The organism is Pseudoalteromonas citrea, from assembly GCF_000238375.3.
In the GTDB taxonomy this organism is placed as follows: Bacteria; Pseudomonadota; Gammaproteobacteria; order Enterobacterales; family Alteromonadaceae; genus Pseudoalteromonas; species Pseudoalteromonas citrea.
The window spans coordinates 83,527-100,043 of record NZ_AHBZ03000027.1; the positions used below are offsets into that span (position 1 = coordinate 83,527).

Below are 16,517 nucleotides of genomic sequence, written 5' to 3' on the forward strand. Positions count from 1 at the left end.
ATGAATACTTAATTTTAAAGTTCTTGTTATACTAGAATTATAACTCTAACAGCCAAATAGATATGGATATCTGGAATATTATGAAATGGATTTTAGCCTGTCTGCTATGGGTGTGTGCAGTGGACTATACCTTTGCTGCAAACACGCAATTTAGTAAAGCGACCTGTGAAAAGCTGGCATATAAGCGCGCCGTATTAATTAGCCAGATGACACAACAAAGCAGTCATAGTGTTGATTTTTCTGCACAAGAACAGCGTATTTTTGTTTTATTACTCCGGCATTGCAAAGATGAACAATCAAGCGATGATCATGCCCTTGCGTTACCTGATGAGCAGCTCTTAAATGCCCCTCTAGAGAATATGACTTATGCTGGAAAGTTATTCACGGATGATAAGAAGCAATATGAGTGGCAAAGATTCTATGTTATTCCACAGCAATGCCGCGAAAAAGGATCAAATGTAACTCAGTTTGTCTGGTGTAGCCAAAACAAGAGCAAACAAAAAAAACGTTTTGAGCTTGCGTGGCAAAGTGGTGCGCTTAATGTGAGCCAACAAACAGGCTATTCTTTAGTTGCAGTTCGGCGTATGGGTATATAGTACAATACATATCTTAAGAAATAATAAATTCAAATGTGTTTCCTGCCGCAATTATTTTTATTGTCATACGCTTAGCGTAATAATGCCATTCTACCTTAGAGATTACAAAATTTGGAAATATGGTATGTACAATGTGGTAAAGCGTCTGTTATTGGCGAGTTTCTTTTTTTCTGTTGCAGCATCAGCTCAACAACAGTCTGTAGTGCTAATATCACTGGATGGGTTTCGCTGGGATTATATTGAAAAGCATCGCGCCAAAGGGCTTGCCAATATAGCCAAACAGGGTGTTCGAGTAAACAAAATGTGGCCTGTGTATCCGAGTAAAACATTTCCCAATCATATTTCAATTATTACAGGTTTACGGCCGATTAATCATGGGGTGATTGATAATAAATTTTGTGACAAAAAGCGAGATCAATGTTACAAAATGGGCAGCGGAAAAGACGATAGTACGTGGCTCAATGGTATTCCTCTTTGGAACTTAGCACAAATGCAAGGGCTAAAATCAGCAGCTTATTTTTGGCCTGAATCAGATGCCCGATTTAATGGCATGGTGCCTAATTATTACTACCACTATTCACAGCAAAGTGATTATCAAGCGCGAATAGATCAAATCGTTCAGTGGCTTTCTCTTGATCAATCACAGCGACCTAGCTTTGTTGCTGGGTATTTTTCTTTGGTCGATTCTTTAGGGCATGAATTTGGCCCTGATAGCGCTGAAGTTTATGATGCAGTTCAGCAGGTTGATACATTAATAACACAGCTGCACAATCGGTTAGCGAAGCTACCTCAGCCAATAAATCTCATTGTGGTATCTGATCATGGTATGTCTAATGTGGACAGCACACGAACAATAGATATCGGTGAACTTGCAATACCTGATAATTGGGTTGTAAAAAATACGGGCCCTCGGGTTTTGATTTATACCAAAGATGCCAGTGAGGCTGACAAAGTTGTGGTGATTAAAAAAATACATGCTCAGGCGAGAGGTCGATTTGTTATTGTAAAGGAACAGACGTTAGCTGAGCGCCATTACTTAGGATCATCTCGGATCCCTGATATTATATTAGAAACAAAAGCGCCGCGCGTTTTTAGTCAAGGGAATAAAGTGCCATATCAGGGAACTCATGGGTATGCCAATACCAATGATATGGCCGCAATGTTTGTGGCATATGGTCCTGCGTTTAAATCAAGCATGGTTATTAACGAGATGGAAAACTTAGAGATTTACCCTATTGTAAGTGAAATCCTGGGGTTAAAATTAATGAACACTGTAGACAGTGATGGAGCAGTACTGCGCCAAGCTTTAAAGTAATGCTATTTTTTCTTGTGCTTACGAGGCATGACCCTTGAGCCTAATGCATACACTACATAGACTAAAATAAGAGAGTTTCCGAGGACGAGTAAGTCTTTTTCACTGACAAATATCCACAGCGCTGCAAGTAAAATAAATGCAACTGTGAAATGTGAAACGAGGGGATTTACCTTAGTCTTTTTCATTAGTAGAGATGAGCCCTTAATTAAATATTTGACTTTAACTTCCATGATTATACATTGAGCAAGTGTATTAAGCGACTATTGGGATTGTGTTGAGTTGCTTGAACCACAGTGAGTTAGTAATGGGTGGAAATATAGGTGAATACCTGTTCATTTATTCTCAGATTGATACAGAATAAAGAGAAATAGTAAAAGTCAGTTATTATTTTGGCGAACGATAAGACTGATGTATGTTTTTAACAAGGAATGGGAATGTTAGGCTGTTTGAATTCAACCAAACAAATTGATCTAAAAAGGCTGATTTTTTTATTGGCTTTTTTTAGTATGGTGATAACTTTAGGGAATTCACTATATGCGACATTTAGAGTACAAAAAACTCTGCTAATTGAAGACACGCTTGAGGCTAATCGAGTGTATGCGACAAAATTGGCAGAAATAACTGAGCTATTTTTGAACTCAGTCGTTACTCAGTTGAAGTTCAGCGCAAACTATATAGGAACAGACTACGATAACTCGGTGACGCGTAATCAGGAATTACAGCGTTTAATAAAACAAACATCGAGCTTCAATTCTGCCGTGATAGTCAATGCTGAAGGAAAAGTGTTATCTATAGCACCTAGTTCATTAAACCTTGAAGGTATCGTGGTAGAAAGTGCGCAAGGCAGGGCTCCGCTGTCGCGTAAAAAACCGCATATCTCTACTCCGTTCGTTTCCCCTGCGGGGAATCTGATTATAAGTGTGTCTCATCCAATATTTGATAAAATAGGGAAATATCAGGGGTTTATTGCGGCAAGTATTTACTTACAAGGCGATAATATTCTTAATCGCTTATTAGGGAAACATCACTACAGTGATGGTTCTTACCTTTATGTCGTAGACCAAAATAAGCAGCTTATATACCATGTTGACGCTGAGCGGGTGGGAACGACTATTCAAAGTAATCGAGCAATTGAAGATGCTGTTTCCGGTAAGTCTGGTGTAAGGGTATTACGCAATAGTCAAGGTACTGACATGCTGAGCGGGTATGCATCGGTGCCAATATCTGGGTGGGGTGTGGTAGCACAAAGGCCCCTTAAAGTAACGTTGGCTCAACTCAATGATACGATTTTGAGCGTCCTTAAAAGTACGTTGCCTGTTACCATATTCACTTTATTGTTGATATTAGTGTTTGGCTCGAAAATAGCTAAGCCGCTATGGAAACTGGCTGTCGGTGTCAGGGCAATGGACAGGTATGCTCAATCGAACGTTCAAAAAATTGATGCGTGGTATTTTGAAGCCGAGCATTTGAAGCAAGCGATTGTTTCAGGCACAGAGTTAGTCGGGAGAACGATACAAGAGTATGATTTAGACCGTCAAAAAGACCCCTTAACTCAGCTATTAAATCGTCGGGGAATGTTGGTTAAGCTTGAGTACTTTCAAAGGATAAAAAAACCATTTTCGGTCATTGCGTTAGATATAGATCATTTTAAACACATAAATGACAAGTTTGGTCATGATGTTGGCGACCAAGTGATCCGAACTTTGGCGGAGCTGATGCAAAACAGTGCCAGAGAACAAGATGTGATATGTCGAACTGGAGGTGAAGAGTTCTGTATATTTTTGCCTAATGTTGATATTGGACATGCGGTATCGATTGCGGAAAGGTTGAGGGTTGATGTTTCAAACCACTTATTTCCTCCTGTAGCTAAGGTACATATTTCGCTTGGAGTTGCTCACAGTTCAAGTGACGTATGTGATTTTCATCATGTCCTTAAAAATGCAGATAAAGCCCTTTATCAAGCAAAGCGCGATGGCAGAAATAGAACGGCGGTCAGGGATTGTGAAGCTGCCTAGCCTTATTTAAGTGCTCATGACTATTGAGCACTTAAACATGGGAATATTAGGTACTACAGCGAAAACTGACGTTAATTAAATAGGGTTTACCTAATGAATGTTCAGCGCTAGCACCTGCCAAAGAAGCAATTGCACCGGCATCATCGACATAACCATCGCCTAGTACCCAAAGCCAGGTTCCTGCATTGGATATAATCTGAGCTGTGGATTTATCGTTTAAGAAGGTTTGCTCATCTTGCTCCCCCTGATAAGTCACAGACTCATTGATGACATACATTGATTGTGCATCTTTTTTACAAAAGTGTGTGGCTTGATTAAGGGCTTCCTGTATGCCCTCACCGCGTTCTGATGCCTTAATAATAACATAGTGTTGATTATCTGAGCTTGGACGAACATCATCATGATGTGCGCATGCCGCTAATACCGAAATTACGCCGAATGCAAGTAAGGTGTTTTTCATTGTTGCTCTCCCAGTTGTGTATAGGGTAATTATTCCGCGCAAAGCTTAATTTCACCAGTAAGAAACTGTTAAAATTTGCATGCGAAAGTGAGTTAAAACTTACAGTTCTAAGGAGTCTTACATAAGTTAGGTACACTTTTTATCGAGAGTGAGTGAAAAGCGTGACTAAACTCGGTATCATGTCGCGATTTAGGGGTCGCGCAGTGGCCTGTAGAATAATTTAGGAGTACATATGGGTCAAACGCTAAAAGTCCCTCATACCTTGATCCTACTATTGGGTATGATGGTAATTGCTTTATTTGCTACATGGGTAGTGCCTCAAGGCTTTTTTGAAACACAGTTATCAGATTCAGGGCGACAAATGGTCGTTGCTGGCACGTATCAAGTTATTGAAGAAAAAACGTTCCTTACTCCTTGGGATTTATTAACGGCGATCCCGCGTGCTTTTGCTGGTGCACAAGATGTGATCTTCTTCGTGCTGATCGTAGGTGGTGTGCTCGCGATAGCAAGAGCGACAGGCACAGTTGATGCTTTAATTGGCCGGCTGTTAGAAAAATATGGTTCAAAACCCGAAAAGCTTATCTTTATGGTGGTTTTCTGCTTTGCGATGGCATCTAGTAGTATAGGTACGGCTGGAGAATACATCCCATTCGTTCTTATTTTAGTGGCTTTGTGTAAAGCGATGCGGCTAGATGCAATGACTGCAGTTGGTATGATTGTTGCGGGCTATGGCATCGGGTATGGTGTTTCTGCGTTTAATCCATTTACCGTGCTTATTGCACAGCAAATTGCGGAAATACCTGTTTATTCAGGGATTTGGTTGAGGTTAGCTATTTTTGTGCCTTTTGTTTTAATTGGCTTCCACCATGTTTGGCAGTATGCGCAAAGGGTAAAACAAGATCCAAGTTCTTCAATGATGATTGGTGTGGCATGTCCACTTGATGGGAAGGAACAGCCGAGTTATCCCAAGTTAGAAACAAGACACCAAATAATTTTGGGCAGCTTTTTGATCACATTAACCATTGCTGTTTGGGGTATTGCGACAAAAGGCTGGTACCTATATGAGCTGGGTGGTGTATTTATTGCTTGGGGAGCGGTAATTGCTATTTTAGGTAAGCTGTCAGCAGATGAGACGGCTGAACGCTTTATTGAAGGTGTTTCAGATTTAGTGACTACAGCAATTCTTATTGGTGTTGCCCGTGGTATTGCGCTGATTCTAGAAGACGGACAAATATTACATACCTTAGTGCATAGCATGTCTTTACCACTGTCTTATGTAAGTGCTGAAATTTCTGCTGTGGGTATGTTAGTTATTCAAACATTACTCAACACATTCATTCCTTCAGGCTCTGGTCAGGCCTATGTAACGATGCCTCTAATGGTGCCGTTGGGTGATTTAGTAGGCGTACCTCGCCAAGTGGCGGTGCTGGCATACCAATTTGGTGATGGCTTCTCAAATATGATCATCCCCACAAATGCAGTATTAATGGGGATCATTGGTATGGCTGGTGTGCCTTATACGCATTGGTTCCGTTTTTGTTTACCATTATTATTAAAGCTAATGGCGGCGGCATCTTTTGTCTTAGTTCTAGCTGTATATTTTGGGTATGGGCTTGATGTTCAACCCGTTATTGCATAGAAGGCTATAAATCGTGCAAGCCACCCGTTGCGTTATGTGCACTGGTGGCTTGCATTTTTAGGCCAATATTACATTAAACGTTATATATTAGTTTGTATTAAAAAATTATGCATACCAGTATGCATAATAATGCTTTCATTAAGTTTAAAACTAATTAGTTCATTCATTCACCCACCCATGTACTTTTGATGGAAAAACACTAATCAATATTCCTACCCTTGAAATATAGTTTTTCAAACTACCAAAACAGATCTAAAATTTAACGACTTTGACATTATATCTCAACTTTTATTGATCTCAATTGAGGTTAACGGTAGTTTAATAAGCTAACATCCGAATTAAATTCACATAACCCTATTAAATAATCAAAGATGCGAATAAATCATGAATTTGTCTTTTAGTCAGTTCTATAATTTGGGCAGTAGCTTTGCAAGATATCAGCTAGCTTTAAATATGTTATATCAACGACTTGGTGCGGAACATTGCTTAATAGGTAAGTTTGTTGATGGTGATACTAAAGTTGAAACTACGCTTTATATGGTTGAGGGTAATTGCGTTGATAATATCATTTATGATTTAGAAGGCACACCTTGTAAAGATGCCAAGGGCAGTGAGTCAATTTGCGCTATTGATGATAATTTACAACAACTATATGAAACAGATGATATTCTAAAAGTATTAAGTATTGACAGTTATTTAGGGATCACGTTAAGGGCACTCGATCATACACCTATCGGCGTTATGGTCTGTATGTTTAAGCAGCCTAAAGACATCAGTCAAGCTGAGCAAATGTGGTTTAAAGAGTTAAGCCATTTGGTGGGGGCAGAGCTTAATCATAATTTAGAAGTTGCGTCGCGAGACCAATTAGTTAAGCTGTTAGCAAAGGGCGAGCGTATCGCCAAACTCAGCTCTTGGACTTGGCGGATCAAGCAAAACAGCCATTGGTTTAGTGCTGAAATGACCCGTTTAATAAAAGGCGCAGCTCAGGATATCTCAATTGTAGATTTTATGAATAGTCTAGAAGAGAGTGATAAGTATAAACTCCAAGGGTTATTAGACAAAGTTGCTGCAAGTAAGTTAGATACTTTTGATATTAATGTTTCACATATTAAACGTACTGAATTAAGAGGCTTATTTAGGATAATTGGCCGTGTCGAGTATTCTGAAGCTCCAGAATCTGAGCGTATTTTCAGCGCTACTGTGCAAGACGTATCTTATATATCGGCATTAAATAAGCAGCTCGAATTAACGAATGTTGTGTTTGAGCATGCCACTGAATCCATTATGATCACCGACGCACATAATAAGATTATTATGGTAAATCGAGCTTTTGAGCGACTTACAGGTTACACAGGCTATGAGTTGTTAGGGAAAGACCCTGCTATATTGTCTTCTGGTCACCAAGATACGCAATTTTATAACCAAATGTGGCGGCAACTTAATAAAGAAGGAATGTGGAAGGGAGAAATTTATAATCGACGAAAAAGCGGTCAAGTTTTCCCCGAAGAGCTTACCTTAAGCTTAATTAAGGATGAAGAAGGATCTGTTTGTAATTATGTGGCGATTTTCCGAGATATTACCGATTGGAAGCGCAATGAAGCTCAGCTTACTTTTTATGCAGACCATGAGCCATTAACTGGGTTACAAAATAGGCGTAGTTTTCTAAAAGCGCTTGAAGTAAAAGTATCAGAATCGAGAGCACAGCACCGGTTGTGTTCACTATTATTCATAGGCTTAGATCGATTCAAAGAAATCAATGATGTTTTTGGCCCGGAGGCAGGAGATAAAGTTTTACTCTCTGCGGCAAAACGGTTAAAAAATGCAGTTCGTGCACAAGATACTGTTAGTCGCTATGGAGGTGACGAATTTGCAATACTGTTAGACCATACGGATGGTGATAACAGTATGTTAGTTGCTAAGAAGTTGAGTGCCAAATTAGCCCAACCTTATGTTTTCAATGACTTAACGATAGAAATTACCGCGAGTACCGGTGTCGCTGTTTTACCGATAGAACAACAAATAACAGCTGCTAATTTAGTACGCAATGCAGCACACGCGCTAGGCAGTGCTAAGAAACATAGAGTGGGTAGCGTAGCACTTCATAATGCTGCCATTCAAAATGCTTACTTAAATAAAATTAAACTCAGAGATAAGTTAAAAGAGGCATTAAAGAGTAAATTGTTAGAGGTACACTACCAGCCAATTGTGGATGCCAAGACAGGTAAAATTCGCAAGTTTGAAGCTTTGATACGATGGTTTGACGAAGAATATGGTGTAGTGTCTCCTGGTCGCTTCATCCCAGTTGCTGAAGAGTTTGGCTTAATTCATTATATTGGGCAGTTTGTGTTAGAGCAAAGCTGTGAGGATCTGTCGAAAATACATCAAGCAGGCTTTACGGATGTTTCCATCTCTATTAATCGCTCAGTCAATGAATTTAAAAGCACAAATAATCAGATAGAGCTTATTAGCGCAGCGATAGAGAAAGCAAATTTACCTTATAACGCAGTTACGATTGAGGTGACTGAGTCGATGGCAACGAATAAATATACGTGGCATGTGCTAAGCATATTGCGCTCTAAAGGGGTTAAAGTTGCATTAGATGATTTTTGTACTGGTTATTCATCATTAAGTAATTTGATCGATAATCAAGTTGATTATGTGAAAATAGATAAGTCATTTGTAGATAGTTTAGTGGCGGACAAGTCAAAACAAGCGATGATAAAATGCCTTGTAGATTTGAGTTCCCAATTAAATATTAGAGTGATTGCTGAAGGCGTCGAGCAAAGTGTGCAGTTAGAAATGTTGCAACAATATGGATGTCACAACATTCAAGGCTTTTACTATAGCTGTGCAAAGCCCATTAAAGAGTGCTTAAATATGCTTTACAGCAGCAAAGACAAAAATGCAAAACGGCGTGAGGTTATTCCAGTAAATTGAGCCTGTAATTTAAATTGTGTATCTGCTTATAATTAAGCCAGTAATGGCTGAGGATAAGCAATATGGATAAGAAAGCTCTAGAAGCCTTCGCTCGCGAAGCAGCTAAGTCGATTAAGACTCCTTCTGATCTTGATGACTTTAGGAAAATGTTAACCAAGGTGACGGTTGAGACAGCCTTAAATGCTGAACTTAATGAGCACCTCGGTTACGAAAAAAACTCACCAACTAACGATAGTAACAGTCGAAATGGCTACTCATCTAAACGCCTAATTACAGACGATGGTGAGATCCAGTTAGAAGTCCCTCGTGACCGTGACGCGTCCTTTGAACCCAAGCTTGTTCGTAAACATCAAACCCGATTTCAATCGATGGACGACAAGATCTTAAGCCTATATGCCAAAGGAATGACCACCCGTGAAATCGTCGCAACATTCAAAGAAATGTACGATGCGGATATCTCCGCCAGTCTAATATCTAAAGTTACAGATGCTGTTTTAGAACAAGTGGTTGAGTGGCAATCTCGCCCGCTTGATACGGTCTATCCCATCGTTTATCTCGATTGCATCGTCGTGAAAGTACGCCAGAATAAACAGGTTATCAACAAAGCCATTTATCTCGCACTTGGCGTAAATATGGAAGGTCAGAAAGAACTTCTTGGGATGTGGATGTCCGAAACCGAAGGAGCGAAGTTCTGGCTTAGCGTGCTCACCGAACTTCAAAATCGAGGCGTGAATGATATCCTCATCGCGTGTGTAGATGGCCTGAAGGGCTTTCCTGATGCCATCAACGCTGTTTATCCAAAAACTCAAATTCAGCTCTGTATCGTACACATGGTGCGAAACTCAATGAAATACGTCCCATGGAAAGACTACAAGGCAATTACCGCTGACTTAAAAGAAATCTATCAAGCAACAACGGAAGATGAAGCCCTGTTGGCGTTAGAGCACTTTGGTGATAAATGGGATGAAAAGTACCCTCAAATCAGCCGCTCCTGGACGGCTCATTGGGATAATCTCAATACTCTATTTAGCTACCCTCAAGATATTCGTAAAGCTATCTACACGACAAATGCTATTGAATCTCTGAACAGTGTGATCAGAAAAGCGACCAAGAAACGTAAACTGTTCCCGACAGATGAATCCGCTAGCAAGGTGGTGTACTTAGCGATAATGGATGCTTCCAAGAGGTGGACAATGCCTATTCATAACTGGAAGCAAGCTCTAAACCGTTTTATGATTATGTTTGAAGACCGACTAACTGAATACTTGTAACTAAGAGCAGTTACACAGAATTATTTACAGGGTCAGTAAATTGAGTTTAATAGCTTTAAGCGTTGCTTGTGTTCTATCTCGAACATTTAGCTTTGAAAGTATATTTGAGACATGATTACGCACAGTGCCCTCTGCATTAAATATTTTTGCGGAAATCTCTTTATTTGATAGTCCGTCTACTATCAAGCTTAATATTTGACGCTCTTTATGCGTTAAATCTATATTGGGTTCTGCAGTTTGTTGGCGATTCGCCTTTATGAGTTGTTGCGTTAGGGAATTCTGTAATACGGTTTCCCCTTGGTTCACTCGGGTGATCGCATCGACAAGCATTTCTAGTGAAACATCTTTTAGTAGATATCCACACGCCCCAGCTTCCATACCGCCGATCAGGAATTCATCTTCGTTAAATGTCGTTAGAATGAGGCACTTTAAATGAGTGTGGTGTTGCTGCAGCGTACGTAATACATCAAGCCCAGTGCCATCTGGCATGCGCATATCTAACAGCACGATATCGGCATCAATATCATTGTTGGCAAGCTTTGATAAAAAGGTGTTGCCACTGTGAGATTCCCCTGTCACACAAATAGATTCTGTAAGTTGTAAGAGAGCGGTCATCCCTTGTCTGACTAAACATTGATCGTCAACTAAATGTACTTTTATCTTATCCATGCGGTACTCTTATTTTTATATGAAACCCTGTTTCTTTGTTGTTTATACTGCACTTGCCTCCAAGTGCTTGAACGCGCTCATGCATACCAGTTAGACCGTTCCCAAGTGTGAATTGGTTGTTTTTTGCCCCGTTATCATACAAGTGTAAAATGAGCTGCTCGGCCTGAGAGGTAATCTCAATAGTAAACTGTGTCGCTTGAGCATACTTTAGAGTATTTGTAATTGCTTCTTGGCAACACCGCAAAACACAATGTGCAACCTTTAAGTTCGTACATGTAAATTGCTTTGGAATTTTGGTGATTACAGCGATCCGAGGCGTTTTTTCAGCCAGCTCTATTAATGTACTGGGTAAGTCTAGATGATCTTCGGTTCGTTTTTGACTGACAACATTTCTGGTCGTATCAAGTGCCGCCTTTGCTTGCTCGTAGCAAAGAGTTATTTGTTGCGCGCTTTGTGTTCGACGAGCAATATCTAGATTAATTATTAGTGAGGTGAGTGTATGACCTACATTATCATGTAGCTCACGCGCTAGTTTTAGTCTTTCATCATGAGCAGCCGCATTGGCAAGTAAGCTATGAGCCGCTTCAAGTTGGGTGTTGCTAAGAGTGAGCGCCTCTTTGGCATTCTTTTCACTGAGCATTTTTTGGGTGAGCATTAGCGCAAAACAGTGAAATGCAATAAAGGTGGTGGTGTTGACGATATCCCAGCCAGCTTGCCATATCAAAAATTGTATAAGTAGATAAATACTATGGATGACAATAATATAGCCAATACAAAATATAACAGGTGTATGGAACGCGAAAATTGAGGTCATCATCACACTGTAAATGAGATACAAGTAACTATTTGACATCATCATTAAGCAAATAACTAATCCAATTGAGATTGCAATTAATGTGTAATTTAGTCGATGGTTTTTGTTCGGAACATCATTAATAATGATCAACATTGTTATCAGAAATAAGCCATGAATGGTTGCAATAGCAAAAAGTAGAGTGGGCTCTTGTATTCCTATAGTGCTGGGTAATGCGACTGTAAGCCAAGTAAATAAGACCGTTGCAAGGGATGACTTTTGTATTCTGAGCATAACTTTTTTGATTGATTATAACTATCTGGGTACAGAATTGCTAGGCAATATACCGCACATTAAGAACACCACTAATGGATTAAGATATAGGTTTGGTTTTGCCACAGGTCATTCTTTAAATAAAATGTGATGGACTACCTTATGAGCTGTTGTGTTGTTATACACAGTAAAGTGAGAAAAGGCTAATTAAGTAGAGCTGCGCGCCTTTTGACGCGCAGTATTTGTTTACAGTTTTACAATAATGTTTTCACTACGTCATAAAGTGCGTCGATGTGGTCGTCTCTTTCGTTTAAAGCGGGAATATAGCGGTATTGCTCGCCGCCCGCGTGCTCAAAAATCTCGCGGTTTTCTTCTTCTAACTCTTCGAGAGTTTCTAGGCAATCAGCGCTAAATGCCGGGCTTACAATCGCGATATTTTTAATACCTTGCTTAGGGAAGTCAGTTAGAGTGGCATCAGTATAGGGCTTGAGCCACTCCGCTTTACCAAAGCGACTTTGGAAAGTGGTGATGACCAGATCTTTATCAATGCCCAGTTCTTTGACCACTAGATTGGTGGTTTGGTGGCACAGGCAATGATACGGGTCGCCATTGGTTAAAAATTGTTTTGGCATACCATGATATGAAAATACGATTTTTTCAGGGGTACCATGTTCTTTGAGATTTTCTGCAATGGATGCCGCAAGCGCAGTGATATATTTAGGTGTTTTGTGATACCCGTTGATGAAGTGCAACTCAGGTACCCACCGCCACTTTTTGAGCACGGATGCAACTGCGTCAAATGTAGAGCCTGTCGTAGGACTTGAGTATTGCGGATATAATGGTAAAACAATTATTCGAGTCAAGCCTTTATCACGCAGGGCTTCTAGCCCAGATTCAATCGATGGGTTTCCGTATCGCATTGCCATAACGACTTCTGTATTCTCGTAACCCATAGATTTAATAAGTTGTGATAATTTATCAGCCTGCTGCTGTGTGGTATGCACTAAAGGTGAGCCATTGTCGGTCCAAATTGACGCATAAGCTTTCGCTGACTTTTTTGGTCGTACCCGAAGGATAATACCATGGAGTATCATTAGCCATATTAGTCGTGGGATTTCCACGATACGAGGGTCTGATAAAAATTCAGCCAAATAAACTCGCAGTGCTTTTGCCGTAGGCGCGTCAGGACTGCCTAAATTGGTGACTAAGATCCCTGTTTTTTGATTGAATCGTTGGTCGTGCGGATTGTCTGTTATAGCCGAAAAACGGGACACGCATAGCTCCTTAAAGCATATTATTAATGCAGATTTGAGAGTGTAGTAGATCAGTGAACTAAATCACCTGACCTATTTATAATTTTACAAGATTATTAGTACGTACGTCACTGAAAAGTGGATCTATTCTAATGAATTATATAAAATGGCAATAGATTATTCATTCTTTAGTCTTATTTTCGAAACATTTCACCTTGTCGGCCTTGCATGCTATCTGTGATACACGTAATTTCTCGACTCTTTTTCGTATTTCATATCATATTTTTAGTGCTGCTGCGTCGTCACAATAATGAATTTAAAGATACGTTGTTATTGTTTTTAGCCTTAAAGGGGATTTATGCGTCTGAATCAACCTATCACAAATACAGAGCAAACTTTTGATAAGCATACAAAGCTCATTTCCGTGACTGATTTACAGGGGAATATTGTTGATTGTAATGAAGCATTTGTTTCAGTCAGTGGTTTTATGCGTGAAGAATTAATTGGTCAACCTCATAATCTTGTGAGGCACCCGGATATGCCTGCACTTGCTTTCGAAACCATGTGGAAGCAACTAAAAGCGGGAAAAGCGTGGATGGGGTTGGTGAAGAACAGGTGTAAGAATGGTGATTTTTACTGGGTTGATGCCTATGTAACACCGGTTACAGAAAATGGCAGGGTAATTGGTTATGAATCAGTTCGCACCTTGCCTGAACGTGCAATGGTTGAACGTGCTCAAGCTTTATATTCGTCGATTAACGCTGGTAATAAAACTCCCTATAAACTGCCAAAGCTAAGAGCTATTTGGCCTGTTTTTATGGTTTTATCCGCAATTCTTATCTGGTTTTATTTATCACAAAGTGCAGCGTTCATTTGGCTTGTTATGAATTGCTTAGGCTTAAGTAGTTACAATCTATGGCGGGATAATGAGCAGTTATCTCGGTTAGAGGATTCGTTATCCCATAGCTTTTGTGATGAGGTTGCAACACAGGTTTATACTACTTGGGAAGGTAAAATGGCGCAGATCCAAGTGAGGTTATTAAGTGAGAAAGCGCATTTGGATACGGTGATCACGCGAATTGAAAACTCTGCAAAAGAAGTGGCGCGTGGGGCTGATAGTTCACTGGTTGGGGCTAGTGAGTCTTATGCTAAGTTGCAACAGCAGCAGCTTGAAACAGAGCAAGTAGCGACTGCAATGAATGAAATGAGCACCACAATTAATGATGTATCAAGTCATGTTCAGTCAACGGCGAATGAGGCATTGAGCTCTCTGCAGTTAGCCAATGAAAGCGCTGATGTCGGAAAAGTGACAAAAAAGGCAATTTTAGAGCTAGGTAGCACAGTCGGTCTTATTCGTGATTCGGTATTAGGGGTATCTAAGCAAACTGCTCGTATCGCAGATGTTGCTCAAATTATAGAGCAAATTGCCGAGCAAACGAACCTACTGGCTTTAAATGCCGCGATAGAAGCGGCACGTGCCGGAGAGCAAGGTCGAGGGTTTGCTGTTGTTGCCGATGAAGTGAGGCATTTAGCGCAACGCACACAGCAGTCGACACAGGAAATTCACACCATCATTCATGAACTAACGCAAAGTACGCAACATTCTGTGGAGATTGCTCAGCGTGGGCAAAGTGAATCCCAGTTTGGCATTGAGCAGTTAGAAAAAAGTACAGATATGTTAGAAAAAATTAATGGGGCAATTGAAAATATTAATGATATGTCTATGCAAATCGCTACGTCTGTAGAAGAGCAAGCAGCTGTTTCTGATGATATTAATCAACAAGTAGTGAATATAGCATCATTGGCAAATACCAGTTTAGACAGTGCTGACAAAGTAAAACATGTTAGTCAGAACTTAACCGTGGTTGCCAATGATATGTATGAATTAGTTGTTCGTTTTAAGCGTTAGTCATCTTTTATCATTATTCTAAACGGCGTGGGCTTTTGAGTTTCAAGTTGCTGTAACTTGGCAATTGATTTTTCATTAAATTGATGGCCTTTTGGCAGCAACATGATCCCTTTATGACTGTGAATAGCAAGCCCTAGGACCATACCTGGTTTGAGTTGCTTAGATGTGAGTATATCCATGGAGCGTACATTGTCAGATTGTACGTTTGCTTTATCGTTAAGTGTTGCTTCAAAGGCTTGTACCACCTTGGGGTGGTAAAAGTTGCCACTGTACATTTTTATCAGTTCTAACGCATCAGAAAGCCTTTGCTCATCTGGCTTTTGACTTAACTCTATGTTTTGCCAATAGTCTCTAGCGACTGATAAAATATGGGCACATATTGGGATATCGTTGCCTTTTAGCCCTTTAGGAATACCGTTGCCGTTATATTTTTCAAACTGATGATATATGGCTTCAGCCACTTCGCTAAGGTGTTGCGCTGGCATAAGCATTAATTGGGCAGTGGCAGGGTGGGTGTAAAATAACTTTCGTTGCTGTTCGTTTAGTTGAGTTGTCGGTACTTTATACAAAGCCGGGTCCATGGCCAATAAGCCGACTTGTGCTAAATACCCAGACATATTTGCCATTTCGATTAGCTTATCACTGAGCTTTAAAGCTTTTGCTATTTGTAAGCAACTGGTTGCGATATTTTTTGCCAGTTGTGCGTCTAAATTGGGATTCGCATTGATAAAGTTATATAACAATTCTACTGTTGCTTTGTGATCACTGCGTTCATGTTCGTTGGCTGCTTCAAGTTGTTTGAGCACTTGACGAATTTGTTTTGTCCTTTTTTCAACGAGCAGTTCGAGTGAACCATTAAGCTCTTTGAGTTGATTATTTTGTTCGATCACGTGTTTCTGTAAAGCTTGGTTATGCTTTTTGAGTTTATATTTTTCTACACCTTGTTCAATGAGGTAAATCAGTCGTTGGTTTTGCCAAGGCTTTTTAACATAGGCGTGAATTTCTCCTTGGTTTACAGCATTAACTGTCGAGATCAGATCTGAGTAGCCAGTAAGTAATATTCGCTGTGTATCAGGGGCTAATTTTTTTGCCTTTTCTAAAAACTCTGCACCATTCATATTTGGCATCCGCATATCACTAATTATGAGAGCAAATTCCTGCTTCGACAGAGCCTCAAGGGCCTCTGCACCTTCTGTAAAAGGCATTGCTTGTAATTTGTGATGACGGAGTAAGCGAACCAAAGCTCGTAGTACACTTGGTTCATCGTCTAAACACATTATTTGTATCGGTGTACTTGTAAACTCTTCAAAATCTTCCATTTAAAAACAGCGCATTAGATGAGTATGTATGTTGGTAAATTTAGACTAAGCTGTAGGTATAAACAAAT

The 16,517-nt window shown here is 40.0% G+C and carries 12 protein-coding genes; 7 read left to right on the forward strand and 5 right to left on the reverse strand.

The window, feature by feature from the left end; translation table 11 throughout:
* Window positions 1-80 precede the first annotated feature (80 nt).
* The 3 genes from PCIT_RS18610 (at window position 81) to PCIT_RS18620 (ending at window position 3,926) form a co-directional block, all read left to right on the forward strand.
* On the forward strand, window positions 81-596 hold the full coding sequence (locus PCIT_RS18610) for a hypothetical protein (RefSeq protein WP_010365777.1): 516 nt from the start codon (window positions 81-83) through the stop codon (window positions 594-596).
* A 124-nt stretch (window positions 597-720) separates the two neighbouring features.
* A complete protein-coding gene (locus tag PCIT_RS18615; RefSeq protein WP_010365780.1) occupies window positions 721-1,911 on the forward strand; it encodes an alkaline phosphatase family protein in 1,191 nt (396 codons plus the stop codon).
* Window positions 1,912-2,417: 506 nt separating this feature from the next.
* Entirely contained in the window at window positions 2,418-3,926 is a 1,509-nt protein-coding gene (locus tag PCIT_RS18620) for a sensor domain-containing diguanylate cyclase (protein WP_238348041.1), read from the forward strand.
* 46 nt (window positions 3,927-3,972) lie between these two features.
* Here the strand turns inward: PCIT_RS18620 and PCIT_RS18625 are convergent, their stop codons facing one another.
* A complete protein-coding gene (locus tag PCIT_RS18625; RefSeq protein WP_010365785.1) occupies window positions 3,973-4,386 on the reverse strand; it encodes a hypothetical protein in 414 nt (137 codons plus the stop codon).
* 232 nt (window positions 4,387-4,618) lie between these two features.
* On the opposite strand from PCIT_RS18625, the gene PCIT_RS18630 reads away from it, so the two are divergent.
* The 3 genes from PCIT_RS18630 (at window position 4,619) to PCIT_RS18640 (ending at window position 10,233) form a co-directional block, all read left to right on the forward strand.
* Window positions 4,619-6,025, forward strand: a complete 1,407-nt coding sequence (locus PCIT_RS18630) for a YfcC family protein (protein WP_010365787.1) — start codon at window positions 4,619-4,621, stop codon at window positions 6,023-6,025.
* A gap of 384 nt (window positions 6,026-6,409) precedes the next feature.
* A complete protein-coding gene (locus PCIT_RS18635; RefSeq protein WP_010365788.1) occupies window positions 6,410-8,962 on the forward strand; it encodes a bifunctional diguanylate cyclase/phosphodiesterase in 2,553 nt (850 codons plus the stop codon).
* 62 nt (window positions 8,963-9,024) lie between these two features.
* Window positions 9,025-10,233, forward strand: coding sequence for an IS256 family transposase (locus tag PCIT_RS18640; RefSeq protein ID WP_192992771.1), 1,209 nt, complete (start codon window positions 9,025-9,027; stop codon window positions 10,231-10,233).
* A 24-nt stretch (window positions 10,234-10,257) separates the two neighbouring features.
* Here the strand turns inward: PCIT_RS18640 and PCIT_RS18645 are convergent, their stop codons facing one another.
* The 3 genes from PCIT_RS18645 to hemH form a co-directional block, all read right to left on the reverse strand.
* Window positions 10,258-10,902 carry a response regulator gene (locus tag PCIT_RS18645; protein ID WP_010367326.1) on the reverse strand — a complete coding sequence of 215 codons (645 nt, stop codon included), beginning with the start codon at window positions 10,900-10,902 and terminating at the stop codon, window positions 10,258-10,260.
* A complete protein-coding gene (locus tag PCIT_RS18650; protein WP_010367328.1) occupies window positions 10,895-11,989 on the reverse strand; it encodes a sensor histidine kinase in 1,095 nt (364 codons plus the stop codon). Before PCIT_RS18650 ends, PCIT_RS18645 begins: the two co-directional genes overlap by 8 nt.
* A gap of 233 nt (window positions 11,990-12,222) precedes the next feature.
* Window positions 12,223-13,242, reverse strand: a complete 1,020-nt coding sequence (gene hemH / locus PCIT_RS18655) for a ferrochelatase (RefSeq protein WP_010367330.1) — start codon at window positions 13,240-13,242, stop codon at window positions 12,223-12,225.
* Window positions 13,243-13,579: 337 nt separating this feature from the next.
* On the opposite strand from hemH, the gene PCIT_RS18660 reads away from it, so the two are divergent.
* Complete coding sequence (locus tag PCIT_RS18660; RefSeq protein ID WP_010367331.1) at window positions 13,580-15,130, forward strand: methyl-accepting chemotaxis protein; 1,551 nt, start codon at window positions 13,580-13,582, stop codon at window positions 15,128-15,130.
* Here the strand turns inward: PCIT_RS18660 and nosR are convergent.
* Window positions 15,127-16,449, reverse strand: coding sequence for a response regulator c-di-GMP phosphodiesterase, NosR family (nosR, locus tag PCIT_RS18665; RefSeq protein WP_010367332.1), 1,323 nt, complete (start codon window positions 16,447-16,449; stop codon window positions 15,127-15,129). The two genes, PCIT_RS18660 and nosR, sit on opposite strands and share 4 nt — an antisense overlap.
* Window positions 16,450-16,517: the final 68 nt, after the last annotated feature.

Coding starts and splice junctions, on each gene's coding strand:
- PCIT_RS18610 (WP_010365777.1), top strand. CDS start 81: ATGAAATGGATTTTAGCCTGTCTGCTATGGGTGTGTGCAGTGGACTAT.
- PCIT_RS18615 (WP_010365780.1), top strand. CDS start 721: ATGTACAATGTGGTAAAGCGTCTGTTATTGGCGAGTTTCTTTTTTTCT.
- PCIT_RS18620 (WP_238348041.1), top strand. CDS start 2,418: ATGGTGATAACTTTAGGGAATTCACTATATGCGACATTTAGAGTACAA.
- PCIT_RS18625 (WP_010365785.1), bottom strand. CDS start 4,386: ATGAAAAACACCTTACTTGCATTCGGCGTAATTTCGGTATTAGCGGCA.
- PCIT_RS18630 (WP_010365787.1), top strand. CDS start 4,619: ATGGGTCAAACGCTAAAAGTCCCTCATACCTTGATCCTACTATTGGGT.
- PCIT_RS18635 (WP_010365788.1), top strand. CDS start 6,410: ATGAATTTGTCTTTTAGTCAGTTCTATAATTTGGGCAGTAGCTTTGCA.
- PCIT_RS18640 (WP_192992771.1), top strand. CDS start 9,025: ATGGATAAGAAAGCTCTAGAAGCCTTCGCTCGCGAAGCAGCTAAGTCG.
- PCIT_RS18645 (WP_010367326.1), bottom strand. CDS start 10,902: ATGGATAAGATAAAAGTACATTTAGTTGACGATCAATGTTTAGTCAGA.
- PCIT_RS18650 (WP_010367328.1), bottom strand. CDS start 11,989: ATGCTCAGAATACAAAAGTCATCCCTTGCAACGGTCTTATTTACTTGG.
- PCIT_RS18660 (WP_010367331.1), top strand. CDS start 13,580: ATGCGTCTGAATCAACCTATCACAAATACAGAGCAAACTTTTGATAAG.
- nosR (WP_010367332.1), bottom strand. CDS start 16,449: ATGGAAGATTTTGAAGAGTTTACAAGTACACCGATACAAATAATGTGT.